This is a genomic window from Paucibacter sp. TC2R-5, assembly GCF_025717605.1.
Classification (GTDB): domain Bacteria; phylum Pseudomonadota; class Gammaproteobacteria; order Burkholderiales; family Burkholderiaceae_C; genus Paucibacter_A; species Paucibacter_A albus.
In genome coordinates this window covers 653,977-676,664 of sequence record NZ_JAJIRQ010000001.1, presented here as the reverse complement: position 1 = coordinate 676,664, position 22,688 = coordinate 653,977, and the positions used below count along the sequence as shown (strand labels likewise).

Genomic DNA, 22,688 nt, shown 5'->3' with positions numbered 1-22,688 from the left:
AGTTAGGTGAGGCTCAAAGCCCCACCGGAGCCTGGCAACAAGCTGGCTTGACACCAGCCGCGCAGGCTATTGAAAAAGGCAATTTCTTCAGCGCGAGCGAGATCGGCTTTCATCAGCCTGGCCTCGCGCAAGCGCCCAAGATTCAATAATTCTTCACGGTAGACGCCGGGCAAAAGCCCAGCCTCCAGGCGCGGCGTCAGCCACTGACCGTCAATCCGCAAGGCGATATTGCCAAACGTGCATTCGGTCAGCTCCTGCGCCTGATTCCAGAGCAGCGCGTCAAAAGCCTGCGGCGGCTTGGCCTCGGAGAACGCTGCATACACTTCGCGCCGGGTGGTCTTGTGCCGAATGAATTCGGCCCCGGCGCCATCGGTTTGGATCGCAGTATCGGCTAAGGCGAGCATGACGGGCTGCGGCGTGTCCACCAAAGCCGTGCATTCGCTGCGCAGCATGCCGCTCGCTTCAAGCGTCAGACGCAGGCGCCAAGCGCCTTGCGCATGCTTGCGGCCGGCTTGCGCGAGCAGTTCGCGCAACTCGGGCTGGTTCAATTTCAGCCCGAAATATTTTGCCGTGCGTTGCATGCGCGCCATATGGCCGGCCTGCCGCACGCACACACCGTCCTGCAAACGCAGCGTTTCCAGCGCCGCGATCGGCGCCTGCGCGCGCAGCAAAAAACGGCTCTTGGCGCGCCACTCGGCCACTTCGGCCGCGGCATCTGAGTCCAGCGTGATGGCGCTGCCGACACCGGCGCTCAAACCGGCGCTTAAACCGGTGGGCGCGGACTCGACCGTACGGATAGGCACATTGAAGCTGACCACCCCGCCCGGCTGCATCACGCCAAGCGCGCCGCAATACCAGCCGCGCGCGGCTGGTTCCAAGGCCTTGATGATCTGCATAGCCCGCACCTTGGGCGCACCGGTCACCGAACCACAGGGGAACAGCGCGGCGAACAGCTCGGACAAGCGCAGGTTCGGCCGACTGACTGCGGTGATGGTGGACGTCATCTGCCAGACCGTCGGCAAGGCCAAGAGCTCAAACAAGCGCGGCACCCGCACCGAGCCCAGCGTGGCGACGCGGCTGATGTCATTGCGCAAGAGGTCAACAATCATCAGGTTCTCGGCGCGCTCCTTCTCGCTGGTGCGCAAATGCGCTTGCGCCGCCTCGTCCGAGGCCTTGTCATGGCCGCGCGGCGTGGTGCCCTTCATCGGCTGCGCTGCCAGCAGCCAGCTGCGCTCGGCGCTGGGCACCGGCCGCCAGTCAAAGAACAATTCGGGCGACACACTGGCGACGCCTTCGCCACCTGCAAGCCCGCGCAAAAAGAGCGAAAAACCACCCGGCTGAGTACGGTGCAAAGCCAGAAACAGCTCGGCCAAACTGACACCCTGCGGCAATTGGGCTTGTAGCCGCGTCGTCAGGTTGACCTGATAGCAATCGCCGCAACGTATCCATTCGCGGATGCGCTCGATCTGCTCGCACTCGGCGGCGTCCGATTGCACGTCCGCCCAAGCCGTACTCAAAGGTCCAGCGGGCGCCACTTCGGGCCAAGCCTCGGGTGCCTGCTCAAACACCGCAAACTCGGCCAGGGCCAAGTCGCTCGCCTGCCCGACCAGCGCCGCGTCCAGGGCGCCCGCCGCCTCGTAACGCAAGCCGCCCAAGACCCAGGCGCCGTCGCGGCTGGCCTGATGGGCGGCATCGATCACATCCGCCAGATCGGCGGCCGTCTGCGCCCGCAGCCAGCGCGAAGGCGGCGCATAGAAAGCGCCGCGCACGCGCTCGCCATCTTCACGCGCCAGCGGGTGGCGGGGGAAGTCAAAAGCAGCCCAGAGTTGATCCATAGGCTTGGCAGGCATATCAGACCGACTCAGCGCCTTCTCGCCATCAAAGGCTCAGGAAATGCTCGCGGTAATAGGCCAGCTCATCGATGGACTCATGAATATCGGCCAGCGCCGTGTGCGCCTGCGCCTTCTTGAAACCGGCCGTGATGCCGGGCTTCCAGCGCTTGGCCAGCTCCTTCAGCGTCGATACGTCCAGGTTGCGGTAATGGAAGAAGGACTCCAGCTTGGGCATGTAATTGGCCAGGAAACGACGGTCTTGGCAAATGCTGTTGCCGCACATCGGCGACTTGCCGGCCGGCACATATTGCTTCAGGAAAGCGATGGTCTGTGCCACCGCTTCGTCCTCGGTGATGGTCGAGGCCTTGACCCGGTCGATCAGCCCGCTCTTGCCATGCGTGCCCTTGTTCCAGTTGTCCATCTTGTCCAGCGTCTCGTCGCTCTGATGGATGGCGAACACCGGGCCTTCGACCTTGACGTTCAAGTTGGCGTCGGTCACGACCACGGCGATCTCGATGATGCGGTCGCTGTCCGGGTAGAGGCCGGTCATCTCCAGATCGATCCAGATCAGGTTTTGTTCGTTGCTGCTCAGCACAGGGCTGAGGGCGGTTTCTGTGGTCATGGCGTCGTGCTTTCTAGCGTTCTTGAATCGGCGGCATTGTCGCAGCCCTACACTTCGCCCATGTTTGCAAGCTATTTACCCCCTGTTCAGCCTGGCGCCTTAAGCTTGGCCTTCGCTACTGCGCTGCTTTTGAGCCTGGCCGTCAAGTTCTGGCTCAGCAGCCGGCAGGTCCGCCACGTGGTGCAACATCGCGGCCAAGTGCCTGCCAGTTTTGCCGCCACCGTGCCCTTGAATGCGCATCAAAAAGCGGCCGACTACACGGTCGCCCGCAGCCGCTTCGGGCTCTTGAATCTGGCCTTCAGCAGCGCCTTGCTGCTGGCCTGGACGCTGCTGGGCGGCCTGGACGCGCTCAACACCTGGGTTTATGACGCGACCTATTACCGCTTTGGCGCGATGGCCTATCAACTCAGCCTCTTGCTCGCCTTTGTCGTGATCGGCGCCCTGCTCGACCTGCCTTGGGAGCTGTATGACACCTTCCGCATCGAGCAGAGCTTTGGCTTCAACCGCATGACCTGGAAGATGTACGTCAATGACGCGCTCAAGGGCGCGGTGGTCGGCGCCGTGATCGGCCTGCCGATCGCCGCGCTGATTCTGTGGCTGATGGGCACGGCCGGAGCCAATTGGTGGCTGTGGGCCTGGGCCAGTTGGATGGGCTTCAATCTGTTGATTTTGGTGCTCTACCCGACCGTGATCGCGCCGCTGTTCAACAAGTTCGAACCGCTGCCGGACGAGGCGCTCAAGAATCGCGTTGAAGACCTGATGGCACGCTGTGGCTTCGCCGCCAAGGGCTTGTATGTGATGGACGGCAGCCGCCGCTCTTCGCATGGCAATGCCTATTTCACCGGCTTCGGCCCGGCCAAGCGGGTGGTGTTTTTTGACACCTTGCTGTCGCGCCTGAACGGCCCCGAAGTCGAAGCGGTGCTGGCGCATGAACTGGGCCATTTCAAGCACAAGCATGTGCTCAAGCGCATGCTGACCATGTTCGCCCTCAGTCTGGCCGGCTTCGCCTTGCTGGGCTGGCTCGCCAGTCAGAGCGGCTTTTACCTAGCCTTCGCCGTGCAGCCGAATCTGGCCGCGCCCAATGATGCCTTGGCCCTGCTGCTCTTCATGATGGTGCTGCCGGTGTTCGCGTTTTTCTTCACGCCCTTGAGCAGCCTGATGTCGAGGCGCGACGAGTTCCAGGCCGACGCCTATGCCTGCACCCACGCGCGCGGTGCCGATCTGGCCTCGGCCTTGCTCAAGCTGCACGAGGACAATGCCGGCACATTGACGCCGGACCCGGTTTTCGCTCGCTTCTACTACTCACATCCCCCAGCCACCGAACGTTTGGGCGCCATCCTGGCCGGCCCGCAAGCTCAAGCCTCAACTTGATATGTCTTCAAACATGAATCTACTGATCGCCGAATGTTCCCCTCAGCGCGAAGCGCTTGCCTCCACTGAACTGCCAGGCTGGCTGCAGCAAGTGCCGGGCTGGAAGTTGGCAGCGGACGGCACGGCGATCGAGTGCCGCTTCGAGTTCCACAACTTCTATCAAACCATGGCCTTCGTCAACGCGGTAGCCGAGATCGCCCATGGCCAGGACCATCACCCCGAGATGCAGGTCTCATTCGACGCCTGCGTCTTGAGCCTCAGCACCCATTCGGCCAAGGGCTTGACCAGCAACGACTTCATCTGCGCCGCGCAGATTTCGGCCCTGCCGGAAGGCACGGCGTGAGCCGCTTCGACCACCTTGACATCGGCCTGGTGGTGCGCGGCCACGGCCGCCACTACATTGTCGAAAGCCAGGACGGCCTGCGCCGGGTCTGCCACCCGCGCGGCAAAAAGAGCGACTGCGTGGTCGGCGATCTGGTGCGCTGGGCTCCTTCCGGCAGCGACGAAGGCGTAGTCGAGGCGGTCGAGCCGCGCCGCAATCTGCTGTTTCGCCAAGACGAATGGAAGACCAAGAGTTTTGCCGCCAATGTCGATCAGCTCTTGATTTTGGTCGGCGTGGAGCCTGTCTTCAGCGAAACGCAGTTATGCCGTGCGCTGATCGCGGCCGAGGCCGCCGGTATCTCGACCACCATTGCGCTCAACAAGATCGATTTACCGGGCACCGCTGCAGCACGTGAACGGCTGGCCCCGTATCGAGCAATGGAGCTGCCGATGATGGAGTTGGCACTGACGGCCGACCGCGAGGGCTCCGCCGCCCTGCTAACGCCCTGGCTGGCCGGCAAGAAAACTTTTGTGATGGGGCCCAGCGGCACCGGCAAAAGCACGCTGATCAATCTGCTGATACCGGACGCCAAGGCGCAGGTCGGCGAGATCTCGGTGGCGCTGAATTCGGGCCGCCACACCACGACGACGACGCAGTGGTACTGGGTCGACGCCGAGCGCCAAACCGCCTTGATTGACTCACCGGGATTTCAGGAATTCGGCGTCAAGCAGGTCGAGCCTATGCAGTTGCCACTCTTGATGCCCGATCTGCGCAAACATGCCGGCAACTGCCGCTTTTACAACTGCACCCACCAGCATGAACCGGGCTGCGGCGTGCGCGACGCGGTCGAGGCCGGACTGATCAGCGCATCGCGCTACCGGATTTATGGCGAGATTCTGGCCGAGTTAACCACCAAACGCTGGTAGCCCGGCTCAGGGCTGCGGCGGTAGCTTATCAGGCACCTCGCGCACCTCGACATCGATCACCTCGCCCATTGGCTTGGCCGCAGCACCTCGCGGCCCGGCACGAAAGCTGCGCGCGCGCGTGAAGCGCGAAGTATCCAAAACCGGCTTGCGTCCGCGCAGCAAGCTCCAGATGACCAAGCCAATCATCGTGACGATGGCCACGCCCATCAGGCAAAGCACCAGCACGACGGTCACCAGCGCAAAGATCACGCGGGTGATAAAGGTAAACAAGGCAGACAACAAAATACGACTCTTTCTTTCTGGTCCAGCTAAAACAGCTTTCAGCCGCGACCGATAAACGGCATTGTCGTCGCCATCACCGTCATGAACTGAACATTGGCCGACAGCGGCAAGCCGGCCATATAAAGCAAAGCGCTCGCCGCGTGATCGACGTCCATTGTCGCCTCCGCCGCCACCGTGCCATTGGCCTGAGGAACACCCACCGTCATCGGCATGGCCATCTCGGTCAAGGCATTACCGATGTCTAACTGCCCGCAAGCAATATCAAAGGCACGGCCGTCCAGGGACAGCGCCTTGGTCAGTCCGGTGATCGCATGTTTGCTGGCCGTGTAAGGGGCAGAGTTGGGGCGCGGCGCATGAGCGGAGACCGAGCCGTTATTGATGATGCGCCCGCCGCGAGGCGTCTGGCTCTTCATCAGCTTGAAGGCGGCCTGCGCGCACAAGAAACTTGCGCTCAGATTGGTGTCAATCACCGCCTGCCATTGCGCGAATGTCAACTCGTCGATGGCCACAGCCGGCGCGCCGATGCCGGCGTTATTGAACAAAAGGTCGAGCCGCCCGAACTCGGCTCGCACGCGCTCGAACAGCGCCGCCACGGCCTCGGGCTGCGTCACATCGGCTACCCAGGCAAAAGCCCGCTCGGGCGCGCTGGCGGCGGCAGCGGTTTGCTGCAAGGACGACAGGCGCCGGCCAACCAGCGCCACGCAATAGCCGGCCTCAATCAAGGCCAGCGCGCAAGCGCGGCCAATACCGGAGCCGGCGCCGGTCACCAGGGCAAATTTGGGGGTCTGCAACATCGCTTCGGCATCCATATTGTTTGTGACCAGCTATTTGGGGCTCCTGGCTAAAAAATCAAGATCCTTCTGCGCAAGTCCCACTAGACTCGGGGCATGCCCAGCCCAACACCTAACGCAACGTTCGCTCGTGCAGAGAGTTCCGCCAACGTCCCAGAGAACGCGCCCAAGTCCTTTGCTCCTGGTAGCGGGCGCCTGCTCTATATCGAGGACAACCCGGTCAATGTCTTGGTGGTGGAGGAGCTGTTGGCGACCCGACCACAGCTCAGCCTCATCTGCGAAGTGGACGGCGCGCGCGGACTCGCCCGCGCCCGCAGCATGCTGCCGGACTTGATCTTGCTCGACATGCAACTGCCCGACTTTGATGGTTACCAGGTGTTTGAGCGGCTGCGCGCCGATCCGGTCACGGCTACCATCCCCTGCATCGCCTTGTCGGCCAACGCGATGCTTGAGGACACACGCCGCGCCCAAGAGGCTGGTTTCCTAGCCTATTGGACCAAGCCAATAGATTTCAAAGCCTTCTTGCAGGGCTTGGACGAGTTTTTTTTCCGCCCAGCCCTGAACGAAAAGACCATCAAGCCGGCAGCAAACCCCGGCTCTTCAACATAGGCTCCACTGCTGCATCCCGCCCACGGAAAGCCCGGAACGCTGCAGCTGGCTCGACACTATTGCCCGCCTGCAAAATGCATTCGCGCAGACGCGCCGCGACCTGGGCATCGAAGGCGCTGCCGGCTTCGACAAAGGCATCGAAAGCGTCGCAATCCAGTACCTCGGCCCACATGTAAACGTAGTAGCCCGAGGCATAGCTGGAGCCGGAGAACAAATGCTGGAAATGCGTCAAGCGGTGGTTCATGCCGATGGCAGCCGGCAGACCGTAGGCCGCCATGGTCTTGGCCTCGAACTCCACCACATCGGGTGCGACCTCGTCGCTCAGCGAATGGATGGCCAGATCGACCAAGGCGCTGGCCGTGTAGCGCACCGTCTCATAGCCTTGGTTGAACAGCTCGGCTGCTTTGAGCTTGGCCAGCAGCGCATCGGGGATCAACTCGCCGGTCTGGCAATGGCGCGCATGCTTCTTCAACACCTCGGGCTCGCTCATCCAATGCTCGAAGATCTGCGAGGGCAACTCTACAAAATCGCGCAGCACCTGAGTGCCCGACAGGCGCTCAAACTCGACATCGGACAGCAGGCCGTGCAGGCCGTGGCCGAATTCATGGAAGAGCGTGCGCGCGTCGTCAAAACTCAGCAGCGTCGGCTCGCCCGGCGCCCCTTTGGCGAAATTGTTGTTGTTTTGGATGATGGGCAGGCGATCAATGCCGACCCGGCCATTGTTGGCCTGCCAGCGCAGCGCATTCATCCATGCACCGCTACGTTTGGTCGTGCGTGCAAAGTTGTCTTGCAAGAACAGGCCACGAACAGAACCATCGCTGTTCTGCACCTCGTAGACTTTGACGTCCGGGTGATAGCCGGCTACTTCTGGTTTGGCTACAAAGCTCAGACCAAACAGGCGCTGCGCGCAATCGAAAGCGGCGGCGACCATGGCGTCGAGTTGAAAGTAAGGTTTGACCTCAGACTCTTGCAGGTCGTAGCGGGCGACGCGCACCTTTTCCGAATAGAAACGCCAGTCCCAAGCCTCAAGCGCAAAATCGTGACCCAAGCTCGCCATCATCGCTTGCAAGGCTTGGCGCTCGCCCTCGGCGGCAGCCAAGGCCGGCTCCCAGACCTTGGACAGCAGACCGGTGACGGCCGCGCGCGTGCCGGCCATGGTGTCGGCCAGGGCGTAATCGGCAAAGCAAGCATGGCCATGCAGCCGGGCTTGCTCGTTACGTAAGCTGAGGATTTCTTGGGCGATGGCTCGGTTGTCGGTTGGCCCTGCTGTTTCCCCGCGGCTGGTCCAGGCACGCCAAGCCTGCTCACGCAGGTCACGGCGTTCACTGAAGGTCAGGAAAGGCACGATGTGCGAGCGCGACAGCGTGATCACATGCTGACCCGGCAGCCCCCGCTCGGTCGCGGCTTGCGCCGCACTGGCACGCACAAAGTCAGGCAGGCCGGCCAAGTCGGCCTCGCCGCTCAAGACCAGGCGGTAATTGCTCTCGTCGGCCAACACGTTTTGCCCGAACTGGGTGTTGAGCTCGGCCAGCCGCTCCATCACTTGGGCGTAGCGCGCCTGCGCCGCTCCGATCAGCTTGGCGCCCGCACGCACAAAGTCCAGATGTACGCGCTCCAGCAAACGCAGTTCTTGCGCTGTCAGACCCAGCGCTTGGCGCTCTTGATACAGCGCATCAAGGCGTTTGAACAAGGCCTGATGCATATAGACGGCGTTGCTATGCGCTGCCAGCGGCGCGGCCAGCGTGCGCTGCACCGCCTGTAGCTCAGGCGAAGTAGCCGAAGCGGCCAAGGCATAGAAAACCGTCTCAAGCCGGCCCAGCAAGCGGCCGCTGGCGTCAAAGCGGGCCAGGGTATTGGCGAAGGTGGGAGACTCGGCCTGCGTGGCAATCGCCTCCAACTCGGCGCGATGTTGCAGCAAAGCGGCCTCGAAAGCCGGTGCGAACTGCGCGGCCTCGATGACGCCAAACGGGGGCAGGCCGTAAGGCGTGTGCCAGTCTTGCAAAAGCGGGTTGGAATTTGGCGACGTCATCATTGATCTCCGAGCCGGGGGTGTAGCCCGGCACAAACAAAAACGGCGCCGGCCTGGTCAAGGCCTGGCGCCGCATGGGGGCAATCCAGATCAAGCAGAGGGTCTCCCTGCTCTACTCGGTTTACTTGGGGGCAGCGGCAGCGCGCTCTTTCTTGATCGCTTTCTCGTCGGCTTCGTCATAAGCCTTCTTGCTGCAATCGGTCTTCCAAGCATCGCTCTTGTCGAAGTGCGCTTCTTGGCGCGCCTCAAGTGCTTTGAAGCTGGCGTTGAAGGCGTCAACCTTGTCGGCGAAGGCCTTGCGCTTTTCCAAATTGGCCTTGATGCCTTCATTCAGCGTTGTTACGCTGGCGTCGAACGCTGCCGCGCGGGCTTGATAGTCCTTGTTGCGCGCTTCGAGTTCGGCCTTCTCAAGCTTGGGAGCTGCGGCCTTGATTTCCTCGAACATCTGCAGGATGCCGTCGCGCTCTTTCTTCAAAGCAGCCGTGCCGGCGGCACCGGCTTCCTCGCCCTTTTGCAACTCGGCCTTTTCGGCTTTCAAAGCGGCAGCGGTGTCGTTATAGGTCGTTTGATCGGCCTTGATCGCAATGGCTTCGTTGTTGTTGAAGTCGGCCTGGTCCATGCAGGCGCGCAACTCGTCGCGCGTCATCAGCTTGGCCTTGGGCTTTTCAACCACGGGATTGCTGACCTTGTTGTTCTTCGGGTCAACTTTCGCGGTACCGGTGGTCTGAGCGAAGGCGGGCAACAGCGCTGCCGCGAGCAAGGAGACAAGGAGTCGTTTCATGGCAAAAACTTTTTCTTTCGAATGCGCCACCGAAGGTGGCACTGACAAAAAAACCATGGCGCCGCTCAGCAGACCGGCACGCACATGAGGAAAAGCGCCCATGCCGGGCGCCGCGTTCGCATCATGCCATGAGCCAATTCACCACATGGCATAGGCTTGTAAAAAATCAGGCCAAGCCCTTGAGCAGCAGCTCGGCCACCAGGCCGTTGATGCCGCCGGCATGGCTTGCCGCGCGCTCGCGCAGGGTTTGCGTCAGCTCGGACGGCAGCTTGCAAGCGAAAGGCACCAAGCCCGCAGCACTATCCAGGCGACGCTGTTCTTTGCGATCGGGCAGCTGCGCCGCGCCTTGACCGAAACGCCCCGACACCGGCGCACCCCGCATTTGAGAATCCAGCTTGATTCCGGCGAGGCGGTCGAGATCGGTCTTTTTCATATTCATTTTTTGGTCAGCCGCTGTTTGTGGAAGGGCTCGATTGTCTCCCATGCACCGGCTCGGCCGGGCCCAGCGCCTTGGCTGGCCGATAATTGCCAGCTTGTGCAGACCGCACCGTATCCGAGCACCGTCCAATATGGCACTCAAAGCCACCATCCACAAAGCCCAATTGCAAATTGCCGACATGGACCGCCATGTCTACGGGGAACACAACCTGACCATCGCCCGCCAACCGTCGGAAACCGACGAGCGCATGATGATTCGCATCCTGGCCTTTGCGCTCAATGTGCCGGCGGATGAAATGGGCGGCAAGCTTGAGCTCAGCAAGGGTCTGACCGATGTCGACGAGCCCGAGCTGTGGCAGCGCGACTTGACCGGCCATATCTTGCACTGGATCGAACTGGGTCAGCCCGATGACCGCCGCCTGCTCAAGGCCCATGGCCGCGCCGAACACGTCAGCGTCTACGGCTACTCTTACAGTACCGCCATCTGGTGGGCCGGCATCGAGGCCAAGCTGACTCGGGCGCCGCGCTTGTCGGTCTGGCAAATTCCGTCCGAGCAGTCCTTGGCCTTGGCCAAGTTCGCACAGCGCAGCATGCAGCTGCAGGTGACGGTGCAAGACGGCGGCATCTATGTCTCCAGCTCGGCCGATTCCTTGGAAATCACGCCGATCGCCCTGAAACTCGCGAGCGAGTAGCTCCGGCCACACGACCTCAGGGCAGCCACCATGAACACAAGACCACTTGATATTCAGCATGACCCGGTCCAACAACGCTTCAGCGCCCTGGTCGACGGCCATGGCTTGGAGCTGGACTACGAACAGCGAGGTCAACAACTGATCATCACCCACACCGGATGCGCGCCAGCGCTGCGCGGGCGCGGGCTGGCGGGGATTTTGGTCGAGCATGCGCTGGGATGGGCGGCGCCTTTGGGTCTGCAACTGGTGCCAGCCTGCAGCTATGTGGCTACGCATCTGAAGCGGTATCCGCGCTGGCAGCGGTTGACGCTGGCAGCGCAAGCGCAGCAGGTCCTGAACTATTGGTTCGGACCCCTGGGCAGCGCCGATGAAGGGCAGATCCGGCCGCTCTGGTTTCAAAAAAGCGAGACCACCGACGCCGACATCAAACAGCGCTTTGGCGGCTTGATCGATGACGCCTTGGCCGGACGACTGCCTGCCTGGAGCGAAACGCCTTTGAGTCGCCTCGCTCGCATCCTGCTGCTGGATCAGTTCACCCGCAATGTCTTCCGGGGCACGGCCCAATCCTTTGCCGGCGACGACTTGGCCTTGCAAGACACGCTGGCTTTGCTGGACGGCGACTTATTGCGGGAACTGGAGCCCTTGCAGCGCTGGTTCGCCCTGATGCCGCTGGAACATGCCGAGAGCATGCCCATGCAAGACCGCTCGGTGGCCGAGTTCAGCGCCTTGGCGCAGCAAGACGCACGCTTGAGCGGCGCGCTGGACTACGCGCACAAACACCGCGAGGTGATTACCCTCTTTGGCCGCTACCCCCACCGAAATGCCTTGTTAGGGCGCGCCTCCAGCGCGGCCGAGCTCACCTATCTTGCTCAGCCTGGTGCGGGCTTCTAGATGCATTTGAAAATTGACAGAAAATAGGCCCGTTGCGCCAAACTATTCAGCGCCTCCCTCATCGCTAGCTCCAAACTTCAGCCCATGTCCTCCACCATTCTTCAGAACATTCCCGTCGGCCAAAAGGTCGGTATTGCTTTCTCCGGCGGCCTGGACACCAGCGCTGCCCTGCACTGGATGCGCAACAAGGGCGCGATCCCCTATGCTTACACCGCCAATCTGGGCCAGCCGGACGAGCCCGATTACGAGGAGATTCCGCGCAAAGCGATGCAGTACGGCGCCGAGAAGGCTGTGCTGGTGGACTGCCGTGCGCAGCTCGCCCACGAAGGCATTGCCGCCCTGCAAAGCGGCGCCTTCCACATCAGCACCGCCGGCATCACCTACTTCAACACCACCCCGCTGGGGCGCGCCGTTACGGGCACCATGCTGGTGGCCGCGATGCAGGCTGACGACGTCAATATCTGGGGCGACGGCAGCACGTTCAAGGGCAATGACATCGAGCGCTTCTACCGCTACGGTCTGCTGACCAACCCGGCGCTGAAGATCTACAAGCCATGGCTGGATCAGCAGTTCATCGACGAGTTGGGCGGCCGCGCCGAGATGTCGGCCTTCATGACGGCGGCCGGCTTCGGCTACAAGATGTCGGCCGAAAAAGCCTACTCGACCGACTCGAATATGTTGGGCGCGACGCACGAGGCCAAGGACCTGGAGTTCTTGAGCAGCGGCATCAAGATCGTCAACCCCATCATGGGCGTGGCCTTTTGGCGCGACGATGTGGTCGTCAAAGCCGAGCAGGTGACGGTGCGCTTTGAAGAAGGCCAGCCGGTCGCGCTGAACGGCGTCGAGTTCAATGACCCGGTCGAGCTGCTGCTGGAAGCCAACCGCATCGGCGGCCGCCATGGCCTGGGCATGAGCGACCAGATCGAGAACCGCATCATCGAGGCCAAGAGCCGCGGCATCTATGAAGCTCCCGGCCTGGCCCTGCTGCACATCGCCTACGAGCGCCTGCTGACCGGCATCCACAACGAGGACACGATCGAGCAGTACCGCATGAACGGCATGAAGCTCGGCCGCTTGCTGTACCAGGGCCGCTGGTTCGACCCGCAAGCCATCATGTTGCGCGAGAGCGCACAACGCTGGGTGGCGCGCGCCATCACCGGCGAGGTCAGCATCGAGCTGCGCCGGGGCAATGATTACTCGCTGCTCGACACCCGTAGCGCCAACCTGACCTACAAGCCCGAGCGCCTGAGCATGGAGAAGGTCGAGGACGCACCGTTCTCGCCGCTGGACCGGATCGGCCAGCTGACCATGCGCAATCTCGACATTGTCGACACGCGCGAAAAGCTGATGACCTATGCCAAGGTCGGCCTGCTCTCCCCGGCCACGGCCAATAGCTTGCCGCAGCTGCAGGGCAAGCCTGAGGACAAGCCGGCCAGCAAACCTTGATCCGGCAGCGCGTGCACCATGGCTTGCCCCGTCAGCTTGGCGGGGCGCTGGCCCGGTTCGCCTTGCTTGCGGTGTTTGCCGTGTTTGCGCTGTTTGCTACGGGGTCGGCTTGGTCCCAGGTGCGACCCAGCGGCAGCGTTGTGCTGACCATCAGCGGCGCGGGTGTGCCGCGCGAAGCGCAGTTTGACATGGCAATGTTGGCGGCCCTGCCCCAGCACAGCTTCACAACCCGCACGCCCTGGTACCCGTCTGCCCGCAAATTCACCGGGCCTTTGCTTCGGGATGTGCTGGGCGCAGCCGCAGCACAGGGCAAGGAGATAGAGGCGATCGCCATCAATGACTACAAGGTCAACATCCCGATCGAGGACGCGCAGCAGCGCAATTTGATCGTGGCGCGCCTGCTGGACGACAAGCCAATGTCGCTGCGCGACAAAGGCCCGCTCTTCATCATCTATCCCTTTGACAGCGACGAAAGCCTACGCAACAGCGTGTATTACAGCCGCGCGGCCTGGCAGCTAAAGGCATTGCGGGTCAAATAAGCCGGCCCCGAGCAAAGCATGAGCACAGCCAGCACCACCGCATCCACAGGAGCCAGCAGCAGCCAGAGGCGCCGCTTGCGCATATATCTGGCCGGCATGTGCTGCTTGCTGGTGCTCACCTTTGGCGCGGTAGCTTGGCTGCAAACGCGGCAATTCAGCTTGATCAGTTCGGCGCAGCGCTACCAGGACGACTATGTGGTCTGGAGCTTGTTCCAGTTTGAAGTCGACTACCTCAAGCTGCACCAAGCGCTGGACCAAGCTCGGAGCGCGCAATTTGAGCGGCAATCGGCAGAGATCGCGACGGCGGCTGAGTTGGTGGAGCGCCGCTATGAAATTTTCGTCAGCCGTCTCGTGCTGGTGGAGGACGAGCACACCACCCGTTTGCTGCAGCGCGAGCCGGACTACGCCCTGACCCTGGCGAATATCCGCAACTTTGTGCAATGGGCGGACAAGCTGCCCTTGTCGGCCGAGCATCTCCTCAAGAACCCCGAAATTGGCGAGGCTGTTTTAGCCCAGATGAAGGGTCTGGCCGAAGGCATACACGGACTGTCACTGACCGCCTCGCATCAGGTTTCGCTGGATGCCACCGAGCGCAGCGATATGGTGCGCCACCAAGCGCGGCTGAGCCTGTGGCTGACGCTGCTGCAATGCGCATTGACGCTGGGTTTGGCGGGCTTGGTCGTGCATCAGTTCACAAGCCTGCTGCGCCATGCGCGCGAGCAAAAAGATCAGGCCGCCAAGCTGCTCCAAGCACAACATGCGGCGGAAGCCGGCAGCCGGGCCAAGAGCCTGTTTCTCGCCAATATGAGCCATGAGTTGCGCACGCCTATGCACGGTTTGCTGGGCATGCTTGATCTGCTCAAGGCCGCGCCCTTGAATCCCGTGCAACAAGCGCAGCTGAAAGCAGCGGACGACTCCAGCCATCATTTGCTGGTGGTGCTGAACGACATCCTGGACATCTCCAAGATGGAGGCCGGTGGCATCAGCATCACGCGGCAAGCGGTGAATTTGCGCAGCCTGCTGGGCGAAGTGGAGCAGTTGAGCCGCTCGCAGGCCAGCGCCGGCGGGCTGACATTGGCCGTCAAGGCCGAGCCGGGTCTGCCCGACTGGGTCAGCACCGACCCCACGCGCTTGCGCCAGATCTTGCTCAATTTGATCGGCAACGCGATCAAGTTCACACCCAGCGGTCAGGTCGTGCTGCACCTGTTGCGCCAGGACGGGGCAAGCAGCCCGGCGCAGTGGCAGTTTCAGATCCGCGACACCGGCATAGGCATGGATGCGGCCACGATGAACAAGCTGTTTCAACGTTTCAGCCAGGGCGATGATTCAAGCTCAAGGCGCTATGGCGGCAGCGGTCTGGGCTTGGAAATTTCGCGCAATCTGGCGCGTGCCATGGGCGGCGACATCACTGCGCAGAGTCGACTGGGGCATGGTTCGACCTTTGTTTTGTCCTTGCCACTGGACGAATGCCCGGCACCTGACCTGCCCGCCGCCGCCTCGCCCCAAGCGCTGAGCGGCAAGAGCTTGCGCATCCTGGTGTCGGAAGACCACCCAACCAATCAAGCCTATCTGAAGGCGGTGCTGGAGCGCCTCGGGCACCACGCCGTGTTCTGCGATAACGGGCTGGAAACCCTGCAACGCTTGCAGCAAGAAGAAGGAGAAGGCTTCGATCTGGTGCTGATGGATTTGCATACGCCGCTGATGGACGGCTACCAGGCCAGCCAAGCGATACGCGCGCTGCCCGGCCCCAAAGCGGGCATCAAAATCATTGCCTTGTCTGCCGATGCCTTCGAGGAGTCGCGTGCTCGCGCGCTGAGTTGCGGCATGGACGACTTTGTGGCAAAGCCGGTCAGCTTCGAGGTGCTGGTCCGGCTTTTGGGTGGCCAAATCGGGCTGGCCGCTACAAGCACGGCAACCACAGCAGCCCCGGCGACGGCCCTGTGCTCAAGCCTTGAGTTCGAACCGGCCGCTTTGCAAGCCTTGCGCGAAAACCTGCCCGAGACCGTAGTTGGCAAACTCTACGCGACCTATATCGCCAGTCTGGCCCAGACCCGCCAGGCGCTCAAGCAAGCCTGTGATCAGTGCGACCGCGACGCCTTGCAGGCGGCCGCTCACGCCGTCAAGGGTGCGGCCGCCAACCTCGGCCTGATCCTGGTTCAGGAACCGGCCTTGGCCTTGGAAATACGGGCCAAACAAACAGCGGACCAAGGGCTGAGTACCGAGCAAGCTTGGGCCGACTTGCTGGCCCTCACGCAAACGCTCTTGCAAGCGCTGCTGCGCAGTGAAGTGCTTTGTGCCGAACAAGGCCTGCTGACCCGACCCTAAAGCAAGAGCGGCTCGGTTTCCAGGCGTATGCCAAAGCGCCCATAGACGCTCTCTTGAATCGCGCGCGCCAAAGTGACAACTTCCGCGCCGCGCGCTTCGCCCCGGTTGATCAAGACCAGCGCCTGACGCTCATAGACCGCCGCGCCACCCACGGCCTTGCCCTTCCAGCCGCAAGCATCGATCATCCAGCCGGCGGCCAGTTTGACGCTGCCGTCGGGCATGGGGTAATGAACGATGTGCGGGTCGCGGCCAATGATGTCGCGGCATTGCTCGGCGCTGACCAGCGGGTTTTTGAAAAAGCTGCCGGCATTGCCGATCACGGCCGGGTCGGGCAGCTTGGCGCGACGGATTTCGCAGATCCAGTCAAATATTTGGCGGGCCGTCGGTTGCGGCGTCCCGGTCTCGGCCATCTTGCGCTCCAACTCCAGATAACCCAGCACCGGCTGCCAGGGCTTGGGGCAGCGCAGCCTCACATGGGTGATGACGCTCTTGCCGGCCAGCCCGCCAAACCCGCTTTGCTTGAAGACGCTGTCCCGGTAGCCAAACTTGCAAACCGAAGCCGGCAGCAGCACGCTGCGCCCGGTGACCAAGTCCACCACGGCCACGCTATCCAGCCTGTCCTTGATCTCAAGGCCATAAGCGCCAATGTTTTGCACCGGCGCTGCACCCACCGTACCGGGGATCAGGGCCAGATTCTCCAGGCCCGGATAACCCTCCTCAATCGTCCACTGAACCAGTTGATGCCAGGAGACACCCGCGCCTGCCTCGATAATCCAGGCGTCCGGCCTTTCTTCCAGCAGGCGAATGCCAGGTATTTCCATCTTCAGCACCACCGCTTCGACGTCTTGGGTCAACACAATATTGCTGCCGCCGCCCAAGACAAACTTGGGTGCGCGGCCCAGCAGCGGATGATCTACGACTCGGCGCACGTCGGCCACCGAGCGAATGCGCACCAAGCGCTGCGCGGTCGCGGGCAGGCCGAAGCTGTTGTAGGGCTTCAGATTGACGGCCAACTCGACAGGCAAGGCATGGCGCGCCGTTTCGAGTTGGGACTCATTCGGGGGATTTACAGCTTGATCCTGCATGGCAGAATTTTCCCAGATCAATCGGGCTATCCTTGGCCCATCAACCACTCAAGCGTAAATAAACATGCCAAGTTTTGACACCAACCTCGAACCCGATATGGCCAAGATCAAGAATGGCGTTGACACCAGTGCCAAAGAGATCGCCACTCGCTTCGACTTCAAGGGCACCAGCGCCGAAGTCGTCTTGAAGGAAAAAGAAAAGGAAATCCACGCCACCGGCGACAGTGATTTCCAACTCGAACAGATCGAAGCCGTGTTCTACGCCAAGCTGATCAAGCAAGGCGTGGTCATCAGCTTCCTGGACAAGCAGGAAAAGATCGAAAAGCTCGGCGGCGACAAAGTACGCCGGGTCTACAAGATCAAAAACGGCATCGAGTCCGTGCTGGCCAAGAAGATCGTTGCGGCGGTCAAAGACGCCAAACTCAAGGTGCAAGCCTCGATCCAGGGCGACACCGTGCGCATCACCGGCAAAAACCGCGATGACCTGCAAGTCGGCATCGCCTTGCTGAAAAAAGAATTCGCGGACGTGCCGCTGAGCTACGACAACTTCCGGGACTGAAAGCCGATGAAGCTGGCCGCTTTGTTGAGCTTGGCCTGCGCCTGCGGCTTGATGGCCGCGTCAGCCCATGGCCAAACAGCCGGCACGGTCAGCTTCAATGGCAGTTTAGGCAACAAGGCTGCGCTGCTCTTGATCGACGGCGAAGCCCGCACTGTGACGGTGGGCAGCACGGTGCGCGGCGTGCGTCTGGTCTCAGTGGATGAAAGCCGGGCCGAGGTCGAGGTCGGCGGGCGCCGCCAGTCGCTGCTGATGGGAGCGACGCCGGGGCGCATCGGTGACGCCGGCCCCGCCGCCAACGCGGGTCGAAAAATTGTTCTGAGCGCCGGCTCCGGCGGGCACTTCACCAGCATCGGCAGCATCAACGGCCAAAGCACGCAGTTCTTGGTGGATACCGGTGCCACCGCCATTTCGATCAGCCAGGCCGAGGCCGAGCGCATCGGCCTGAACTATTCGGCCGGGCGGCGCATCATGACGCAGACCGCCAATGGCGTGGTGCCGGCGCACATGATGCAGCTGGGCAGCGTGCGCATCGGCGATGTCGAAGTGCGTAACGTCGAAGCCATCGTCATTCCGGGCCACATGAGCCATGTCTTGCTGGGTAATAGCTTTTTGACCCGCTTTCAAATGCTCAGACACAACGATGTGCTGACGCTGGATTTGCGCTACTGAAACTGGTTCGGGCAGGACTCGTCTATGCGCCTTCAGGGTCGCCAGCAGACCTTGGCCGTGAAGCGGTTGGCGCAAAGCTCACAGAGCACCAGCGGGACGGGCCTGGCGCGCCAGGCATCCTCGCGGACATACATCCGCGCCGCCCCTGCAGCAACTTGTCGCAGCCGAGACAAAAAGAAATAGCACGTTCGTGCTAAAACCCGGTCGGTTTAGGAATGTTCAGAACAAGGCGGGCAAAACAGCATGGACTTGAACTTCACGGCGGAAGAAATGGCCTTCCGCGCAGACATTCGGCAATGGGTGGCCGAACACTTGCCGGCGGACATCAGCGCAAAAGTGCATCAGGCGCAGCGCTTGGACAAGAGCGATATGCAGCGCTGGGCCAAGATTTTGGGCCGGCAGGGCTGGCTGGGCTGGGCCTGGCCCAAGCAGTTTGGCGGCCCCGGCTGGAACGCGGTGCAGCGACATCTGTTCGAGGAAGAATGCGCGCTGGCCGGCGCACCCCGCATCGTGCCTTTTGGCCCGGTGATGGTGGCACCCGTCATCATGGCTTTCGGCACGCCCGAGCAACAGCAGCGCTTCTTGCCCGGCATTGCCAGCGGCGATGTCTGGTGGAGCCAAGGCTATAGCGAACCGGGCTCAGGGTCAGATCTGGCCTCGGTCAAATGCAAGGCCGAACGCCAAGCCAGCGGCAGCTTTCTCGTCAACGGCCAAAAGACCTGGACCACGCTGGGCCAATATGGCGACTGGATCTTCTGCCTGGTGCGCACCGACTCCATGGGCAAGCCGCAGACAGGCATCTCCTTCTTGCTGATCGACATGAAGTCCAAAGGCATCACCGTGCGCCCCATCATCATGCTGGACGGCGAGCATGAGGTGAACGAGGTGTTTTTCGACAATGTCGAGGTACCGGCCGAGAACCTGATCGGCGAGGAGAACAAGGGCTGGACCTACGCCAAGTATCTGCTCGCCCATGAGCGCACCAATATCGCCGATGTGAACCGCGCCAAGCGTGAGCTGGAGCGCCTCAAACGCATCGCCAAGGCCGAGGGTTTATTGGACGGCGACGCGCGCTTTCGCGATCAGATCGCACTGCTGGAAGTTGACATCATTGCCTTAGAGATGATGGTGCTGCGGGTGCTATCTGCCGAGAAAAGTGGCAAGCAGTCGCTTGACGTAGCAGGCCTGCTGAAGATCCGCGGCAGCGAGATTCAGCAGCGCTATGCCGAGCTGATGATGCTGGCGGGCGGCCCCTTCAGCCTGCCCTTCATCTTTGAAGCGATGGAGGCGGGCTGGCAAGGCGACCACGTTGGCGCAGCGCATTGCGCGCCGCTGGCCAGCCACTATCTCAATATGCGCAAGACCACCATCTATGGGGGATCGAACGAAGTGCAACGCAATATCGTCGCGCAGACGGTCTTAGGCTGAGAGGGACGAAAAATGGATTTTGACTTCACCGAAGACCAAGACTCGCTGCGCGACGCGGTCAGCCGCTGGGTCAGCAAAGACTACGACTTTGCCCAGCGCCAAGCCATTGTGCGGGCCGGCGGCTTCTCGCGCGCAGCCTGGAGCGGCTTGAGCAGCCTGGGGCTGATGGGCTTGGCGGTGCCCGAAGCCCATGGAGGACTCGGGCTTGGCGCTGTGGACGCCATGGTGGTGATGGAAGAGCTCGGGCGCGGCTTGGTGATGGAGCCATTTGCGCAGGCGGCATTGATCGCGCCAGCGGTGCTCCAAGCCGCATCGCCGGCCCTGCAGGCCGCTTGGCTGCCCAGAATCGCCGCCGGCGAGGCCTTGCTCGTGCTGGCCCAGCAAGAGCGAGCTGCACGTTATTGTTTGAGCCATGTCAGCACCCGCGCCGTGGACGGCAAGCTCAGCGGTGTCAAAAACCTGGTGGCGGCAGTTGATGAGGCCGATGCCTTCATCGTGCCGGCGCGCGTACACGGCGAGGTCAAAGAAGCCCAGGGCATTGCGCTCTACCTGGTCAAGCGCGACGCAGCCGGTGTCAGCACCCGCAGCTACAGCCTGCAAGACGGTTCACGTTCTGGTGATCTAAGCCTCATCGAGGCTGACGCCACCCTGCTGGTCGGCCCCGAGCAGGGTCTGGCCGTGCTGGAGTTGGCCGTCGACTTGGGGCTAGCCGCGCTTTGCGCCGAAGGCGTCGGAGCGATGGAGAAGCTGCTGGCCATCACCGCCGACTACATGAACCAGCGCAAGCAATTTGGGGTCTCAATCAGCAGCTTCCAGGCGCTGCGCCACCGCATCGCCGACGTCAAGATGCAGCTGGAGTTGGCCCGCTCAATGAGCTACTTTGCCAGCCTGAAGCTGGGCGAGGAGCCCGCTGCCCGAAGGCGTGCGCTGGCACAAGCCAAGCTGCAGCTGGGGCAGTCGATGCGCTTTGTGGGCCAGCAATGCACTCAATTGCACGGCGGCATCGGCGTCACCGACGAATACATCTCCAGCCACTACTTCAAGCGTCTGACCGTGATGGAGATGCAGTTCGGCGACAGCCTGCATCAACTCAGTGAGGTCAGCGCTCGTATGACGGATGCGGCCGGGGTGTTTGCCTGAGCCGCCCGTCTTTTCAGGGGGCCAGCCCATCGTCGGCATAAATCGCCAGCACCGGCTGCTCCCCTAGCTTGGCATAGCCCCGGTACATGCCTTCGGAGTTGAAGCTGAAGCAGACATCGCCGTTCGCGGCCACCGCGATCAAGCCGCCGCTGCCGCCCAGGCGCGGCAGCTTGGTTTTGACCACATTGTCGGCCGCCTGCTGCACAGGCAGGCCCAGATAAGCCATCTGCGCCGACACATCAAATGCAGCACAAGCCCGCATAAAGGCCTCGCCTGTGCCGGTGCAAGACACGGCCACCGTGGCGTCATTGGCGTAACAGCCCGCGCCGATGATGGGCGAGTCGCCGACCCGCCCGGGCTGTTTGTTCGTCATACCGCCGGTCGAGGTTGCGGCAGCCAGATGGCCGGCGGCATCCAGCGCCACCGCGCCGACGGTGCCGAGCTTGCGCCTGTCATCAATCGGCCCCGAACTCGGCGCATCCACATCATGGTCCAGTCGGGCGCCGCCGAGCGAAGCCTGTGCAGCACCGAGTTGCGCTCGCCGCAGCTCAGTGCCAAACCAAGTCGGCTCGACCTGCTCCAGCTGATGACGGGCTGCAAACGCATCGCCCGCACTGCCCACAAACATCAGGTGCTCGCTGTGCTGCATCACCGCACGCGCCGCCAGCACCGGGTTGCGGGTTGTGCGCAGGCCCGCCACCGCGCCGGCCTGCAAATTGCTGCCGTCCATCACGCTGGCGTCCAACTCATGCGTTCCATCCGCGGTGTAAACGGCGCCACGCCCCGCATTGAAAAGCTCGCACTCCTCCAATTGCCGCACCGCCTCCACAACCACATCCAAAGCCGCAGCACCGGCGGCCAGCTGGGCCTGACCGGCCAGCAAGATGCGCTCCATCGCAGCCAGATACTCGCTCTCCATCGCCGCCGTCATCTTGCTGCGCAGCAAGGTGCCGGCGCCGCCGTGGATCGCCAAGACGGGCTTGCCCTGAGGGCGGGAGATCGAATTCATATCGCGTCCGTTTCATTTTTATGACCGCAAGACCTTGCCAGCCTGGGGCGCATTCTTGCAGAGCAAGTCCTGCGCCAGTGGCTTGAATACCGAGCCCGGCCTTGAGGGACAATGCCCACATGAAGATGCATATCGCCCAAATCCTGTTTTCCCAAGGCTTCGGCAGCCGCCGCCTGTGCTCCGGACTGCTGTTCAACGGCGAGGTCAGCGTCGGCGGTCATGTCATTGCCGACCCCTGGGAAGAGTTCGAAACCGAAGGCCTGGAGTTCGAGGTCTCGGGCAAGACCTGGCCCTATTACGCCAAAGCCTTGGTGCTGCTGAACAAGCCCAGCGGCTATGAATGCTCGCGCAAACCCAAGCACCACCCAAGCGTGATGAATTTGCTGCCCGCGCCTTTGCGGGAACGCGATGCGCAGCCCATTGGCCGCCTCGACGAAGACACCACCGGCCTGCTGCTGCTCACCGACGACGGCGCGCTGATCCACAAGCTGACCAGCCCCAAGCACCATGTTCCCAAGGTTTACGAGGCGCAGTGCAAGCACCCCGTAACGCCTGAAATGGTGGCACAGTTGCTCGCCGGCGTGGAGTTGCGCGAGCCTGAGTCCAGCAAGCCACCAGGAACCCCAGGTGGTAAACCCGTGCGCACCGTGCCCTACAAACCCGAGCAAGTGCGCGCCGAGGGGGCCGAGGCCTTTGGCACGCACGGCCTGCGTTTGACCCTGATCGAAGGCAAGTACCACCAGGTCAAGCGCATGGTGGCAGCCGTCGGCAACCGAGTTGAAAGCCTGCATCGCCCACAGTTCGGCGCCCTCACGCTGCCGCCCGACTTGAAGCCGGGTGAGTGGATGTGGATCAGCAGCCCCAGCCTGATCACGCCAACATAACAAGTTGATGACACGGCA

23 protein-coding genes are annotated in these 22,688 nt (G+C 62.2%); 14 read left to right on the top strand and 9 right to left on the bottom strand.

Going from position 1 to position 22,688, the window contains the following annotated elements:
* Nucleotides 1–2: 2 nt before the first annotated feature.
* Nucleotides 3–1,850, bottom strand: coding sequence for a chorismate-binding protein (locus tag LNV08_RS02870; protein ID WP_263532130.1), 1,848 nt, complete (start codon nt 1,848–1,850; stop codon nt 3–5).
* A 28-nt stretch (nt 1,851–1,878) separates the two neighbouring features.
* Nucleotides 1,879–2,454 carry an oligoribonuclease gene (orn, locus tag LNV08_RS02865; RefSeq protein WP_263532129.1) on the bottom strand — a complete coding sequence of 192 codons (576 nt, stop codon included), beginning with the start codon at nt 2,452–2,454 and terminating at the stop codon, nt 1,879–1,881.
* 60 nt (nt 2,455–2,514) lie between these two features.
* Here orn and LNV08_RS02860 point away from each other — a divergent pair, with 60 nt between their 5' ends.
* From LNV08_RS02860 to rsgA, 3 genes are read left to right on the top strand one after another with little or no spacing between them, the layout of a single operon-like run.
* Nucleotides 2,515–3,825, top strand: coding sequence for a M48 family metallopeptidase (locus LNV08_RS02860; RefSeq protein ID WP_263532128.1), 1,311 nt, complete (start codon nt 2,515–2,517; stop codon nt 3,823–3,825).
* A 13-nt stretch (nt 3,826–3,838) separates the two neighbouring features.
* On the top strand, nt 3,839–4,168 hold the full coding sequence (locus LNV08_RS02855) for a 4a-hydroxytetrahydrobiopterin dehydratase (protein ID WP_263532127.1): 330 nt from the start codon (nt 3,839–3,841) through the stop codon (nt 4,166–4,168).
* The gene (gene rsgA / locus LNV08_RS02850) at nt 4,165–5,073 is read left to right on the top strand and encodes a ribosome small subunit-dependent GTPase A (RefSeq protein ID WP_263532126.1); all 909 of its coding nucleotides are present in this window, start codon (nt 4,165–4,167) and stop codon (nt 5,071–5,073) included. Before LNV08_RS02855 ends, rsgA begins: the two co-directional genes overlap by 4 nt.
* 6 nt (nt 5,074–5,079) lie before the next feature.
* Here the strand turns inward: rsgA and LNV08_RS02845 are convergent, their stop codons facing one another.
* A complete protein-coding gene (locus LNV08_RS02845; RefSeq protein ID WP_263532125.1) occupies nt 5,080–5,352 on the bottom strand; it encodes a hypothetical protein in 273 nt (90 codons plus the stop codon).
* Between the two features lie 41 nt (nt 5,353–5,393).
* Nucleotides 5,394–6,149 carry an SDR family oxidoreductase gene (locus tag LNV08_RS02840; RefSeq protein ID WP_263532124.1) on the bottom strand — a complete coding sequence of 252 codons (756 nt, stop codon included), beginning with the start codon at nt 6,147–6,149 and terminating at the stop codon, nt 5,394–5,396.
* 93 nt (nt 6,150–6,242) lie between these two features.
* Here LNV08_RS02840 and LNV08_RS02835 point away from each other — a divergent pair, with 93 nt between their 5' ends.
* Nucleotides 6,243–6,755, top strand: a complete 513-nt coding sequence (locus LNV08_RS02835; RefSeq protein ID WP_263532123.1) for a response regulator — start codon at nt 6,243–6,245, stop codon at nt 6,753–6,755.
* On the opposite strand, the gene LNV08_RS02830 is transcribed toward LNV08_RS02835, so the two are convergent.
* From LNV08_RS02830 to LNV08_RS02820, 3 genes are all read right to left on the bottom strand, one after another.
* Nucleotides 6,721–8,787 (bottom strand): M3 family metallopeptidase, encoded by a 2,067-nt coding sequence (locus tag LNV08_RS02830; protein WP_263532122.1) that lies wholly within the window; start codon nt 8,785–8,787, stop codon nt 6,721–6,723. The two genes, LNV08_RS02835 and LNV08_RS02830, sit on opposite strands and share 35 nt — an antisense overlap.
* Nucleotides 8,788–8,905: 118 nt before the next feature.
* The gene (locus tag LNV08_RS02825; RefSeq protein ID WP_263532121.1) at nt 8,906–9,565 is read right to left on the bottom strand and encodes a hypothetical protein; all 660 of its coding nucleotides are present in this window, start codon (nt 9,563–9,565) and stop codon (nt 8,906–8,908) included.
* Between the two features lie 166 nt (nt 9,566–9,731).
* A complete protein-coding gene (locus LNV08_RS02820) occupies nt 9,732–10,004 on the bottom strand; it encodes a hypothetical protein (protein WP_263532120.1) in 273 nt (90 codons plus the stop codon).
* A 130-nt stretch (nt 10,005–10,134) separates the two neighbouring features.
* On the opposite strand from LNV08_RS02820, the gene LNV08_RS02815 reads away from it, so the two are divergent.
* From LNV08_RS02815 to LNV08_RS02795, 5 genes are all read left to right on the top strand, one after another.
* Nucleotides 10,135–10,695 (top strand): YaeQ family protein, encoded by a 561-nt coding sequence (locus LNV08_RS02815; RefSeq protein WP_263532119.1) that lies wholly within the window; start codon nt 10,135–10,137, stop codon nt 10,693–10,695.
* 30 nt (nt 10,696–10,725) lie between these two features.
* Nucleotides 10,726–11,586, top strand: a complete 861-nt coding sequence (locus tag LNV08_RS02810; RefSeq protein WP_263532118.1) for a DUF924 family protein — start codon at nt 10,726–10,728, stop codon at nt 11,584–11,586.
* A gap of 84 nt (nt 11,587–11,670) precedes the next feature.
* On the top strand, nt 11,671–13,032 hold the full coding sequence (argG, locus tag LNV08_RS02805; RefSeq protein WP_263532117.1) for an argininosuccinate synthase: 1,362 nt from the start codon (nt 11,671–11,673) through the stop codon (nt 13,030–13,032).
* Nucleotides 13,033–13,055: 23 nt separating this feature from the next.
* A complete protein-coding gene (locus LNV08_RS02800) occupies nt 13,056–13,571 on the top strand; it encodes a hypothetical protein (RefSeq protein ID WP_276595171.1) in 516 nt (171 codons plus the stop codon).
* Between the two features lie 18 nt (nt 13,572–13,589).
* Nucleotides 13,590–15,896 carry an ATP-binding protein gene (locus LNV08_RS02795; RefSeq protein ID WP_263532116.1) on the top strand — a complete coding sequence of 769 codons (2,307 nt, stop codon included), beginning with the start codon at nt 13,590–13,592 and terminating at the stop codon, nt 15,894–15,896.
* Here the strand turns inward: LNV08_RS02795 and murB are convergent.
* The gene (gene murB / locus LNV08_RS02790; RefSeq protein ID WP_263532302.1) at nt 15,893–16,921 is read right to left on the bottom strand and encodes a UDP-N-acetylmuramate dehydrogenase; all 1,029 of its coding nucleotides are present in this window, start codon (nt 16,919–16,921) and stop codon (nt 15,893–15,895) included. The genes LNV08_RS02795 and murB overlap by 4 nt on opposite strands.
* A 124-nt stretch (nt 16,922–17,045) precedes the next feature.
* Here murB and LNV08_RS02785 point away from each other — a divergent pair, with 124 nt between their 5' ends.
* The 4 genes from LNV08_RS02785 to LNV08_RS02770 all read left to right on the top strand — a co-directional run bounded on the left by LNV08_RS02785 (nt 17,046) and on the right by LNV08_RS02770 (nt 20,777).
* A complete protein-coding gene (locus LNV08_RS02785) occupies nt 17,046–17,540 on the top strand; it encodes a YajQ family cyclic di-GMP-binding protein (RefSeq protein ID WP_263532115.1) in 495 nt (164 codons plus the stop codon).
* 6 nt (nt 17,541–17,546) lie between these two features.
* Nucleotides 17,547–18,209 carry a TIGR02281 family clan AA aspartic protease gene (locus LNV08_RS02780; RefSeq protein ID WP_263532114.1) on the top strand — a complete coding sequence of 221 codons (663 nt, stop codon included), beginning with the start codon at nt 17,547–17,549 and terminating at the stop codon, nt 18,207–18,209.
* Nucleotides 18,210–18,452: 243 nt separating this feature from the next.
* Nucleotides 18,453–19,637 carry an acyl-CoA dehydrogenase family protein gene (locus LNV08_RS02775; RefSeq protein ID WP_263532113.1) on the top strand — a complete coding sequence of 395 codons (1,185 nt, stop codon included), beginning with the start codon at nt 18,453–18,455 and terminating at the stop codon, nt 19,635–19,637.
* Between the two features lie 12 nt (nt 19,638–19,649).
* On the top strand, nt 19,650–20,777 hold the full coding sequence (locus LNV08_RS02770) for an acyl-CoA dehydrogenase family protein (protein WP_263532112.1): 1,128 nt from the start codon (nt 19,650–19,652) through the stop codon (nt 20,775–20,777).
* A 13-nt stretch (nt 20,778–20,790) separates the two neighbouring features.
* Here the strand turns inward: LNV08_RS02770 and LNV08_RS02765 are convergent, their stop codons facing one another.
* On the bottom strand, nt 20,791–21,786 hold the full coding sequence (locus LNV08_RS02765) for an isoaspartyl peptidase/L-asparaginase family protein (protein WP_263532111.1): 996 nt from the start codon (nt 21,784–21,786) through the stop codon (nt 20,791–20,793).
* A 125-nt stretch (nt 21,787–21,911) separates the two neighbouring features.
* On the opposite strand from LNV08_RS02765, the gene LNV08_RS02760 reads away from it, so the two are divergent.
* A complete protein-coding gene (locus tag LNV08_RS02760; RefSeq protein WP_263532301.1) occupies nt 21,912–22,670 on the top strand; it encodes a pseudouridine synthase in 759 nt (252 codons plus the stop codon).
* Nucleotides 22,671–22,688: the final 18 nt, after the last annotated feature.

What these genes read in the sequence shown, in the direction of transcription:
- LNV08_RS02825 (WP_263532121.1), bottom strand. Translation starts at nt 9,565, where the DNA reads ATGAAACGACTCCTTGTCTCCTTGCTCGCGGCAGCGCTGTTGCCCGCC.
- LNV08_RS02780 (WP_263532114.1), top strand. Translation starts at nt 17,547, where the DNA reads ATGAAGCTGGCCGCTTTGTTGAGCTTGGCCTGCGCCTGCGGCTTGATG.
- LNV08_RS02870 (WP_263532130.1), bottom strand. Translation starts at nt 1,850, where the DNA reads ATGCCTGCCAAGCCTATGGATCAACTCTGGGCTGCTTTTGACTTCCCC.
- LNV08_RS02815 (WP_263532119.1), top strand. Translation starts at nt 10,135, where the DNA reads ATGGCACTCAAAGCCACCATCCACAAAGCCCAATTGCAAATTGCCGAC.
- LNV08_RS02835 (WP_263532123.1), top strand. Translation starts at nt 6,243, where the DNA reads ATGCCCAGCCCAACACCTAACGCAACGTTCGCTCGTGCAGAGAGTTCC.
- LNV08_RS02830 (WP_263532122.1), bottom strand. Translation starts at nt 8,787, where the DNA reads ATGATGACGTCGCCAAATTCCAACCCGCTTTTGCAAGACTGGCACACG.
- LNV08_RS02795 (WP_263532116.1), top strand. Translation starts at nt 13,590, where the DNA reads ATGAGCACAGCCAGCACCACCGCATCCACAGGAGCCAGCAGCAGCCAG.
- LNV08_RS02765 (WP_263532111.1), bottom strand. Translation starts at nt 21,786, where the DNA reads ATGAATTCGATCTCCCGCCCTCAGGGCAAGCCCGTCTTGGCGATCCAC.
- LNV08_RS02770 (WP_263532112.1), top strand. Translation starts at nt 19,650, where the DNA reads ATGGATTTTGACTTCACCGAAGACCAAGACTCGCTGCGCGACGCGGTC.
- LNV08_RS02760 (WP_263532301.1), top strand. Translation starts at nt 21,912, where the DNA reads ATGCATATCGCCCAAATCCTGTTTTCCCAAGGCTTCGGCAGCCGCCGC.
- LNV08_RS02840 (WP_263532124.1), bottom strand. Translation starts at nt 6,149, where the DNA reads ATGTTGCAGACCCCCAAATTTGCCCTGGTGACCGGCGCCGGCTCCGGT.
- orn (WP_263532129.1), bottom strand. Translation starts at nt 2,454, where the DNA reads ATGACCACAGAAACCGCCCTCAGCCCTGTGCTGAGCAGCAACGAACAA.
- LNV08_RS02775 (WP_263532113.1), top strand. Translation starts at nt 18,453, where the DNA reads ATGGACTTGAACTTCACGGCGGAAGAAATGGCCTTCCGCGCAGACATT.
- LNV08_RS02820 (WP_263532120.1), bottom strand. Translation starts at nt 10,004, where the DNA reads ATGAATATGAAAAAGACCGATCTCGACCGCCTCGCCGGAATCAAGCTG.
- LNV08_RS02810 (WP_263532118.1), top strand. Translation starts at nt 10,726, where the DNA reads ATGAACACAAGACCACTTGATATTCAGCATGACCCGGTCCAACAACGC.
- argG (WP_263532117.1), top strand. Translation starts at nt 11,671, where the DNA reads ATGTCCTCCACCATTCTTCAGAACATTCCCGTCGGCCAAAAGGTCGGT.
- LNV08_RS02785 (WP_263532115.1), top strand. Translation starts at nt 17,046, where the DNA reads ATGCCAAGTTTTGACACCAACCTCGAACCCGATATGGCCAAGATCAAG.
- LNV08_RS02860 (WP_263532128.1), top strand. Translation starts at nt 2,515, where the DNA reads ATGTTTGCAAGCTATTTACCCCCTGTTCAGCCTGGCGCCTTAAGCTTG.
- LNV08_RS02855 (WP_263532127.1), top strand. Translation starts at nt 3,839, where the DNA reads ATGAATCTACTGATCGCCGAATGTTCCCCTCAGCGCGAAGCGCTTGCC.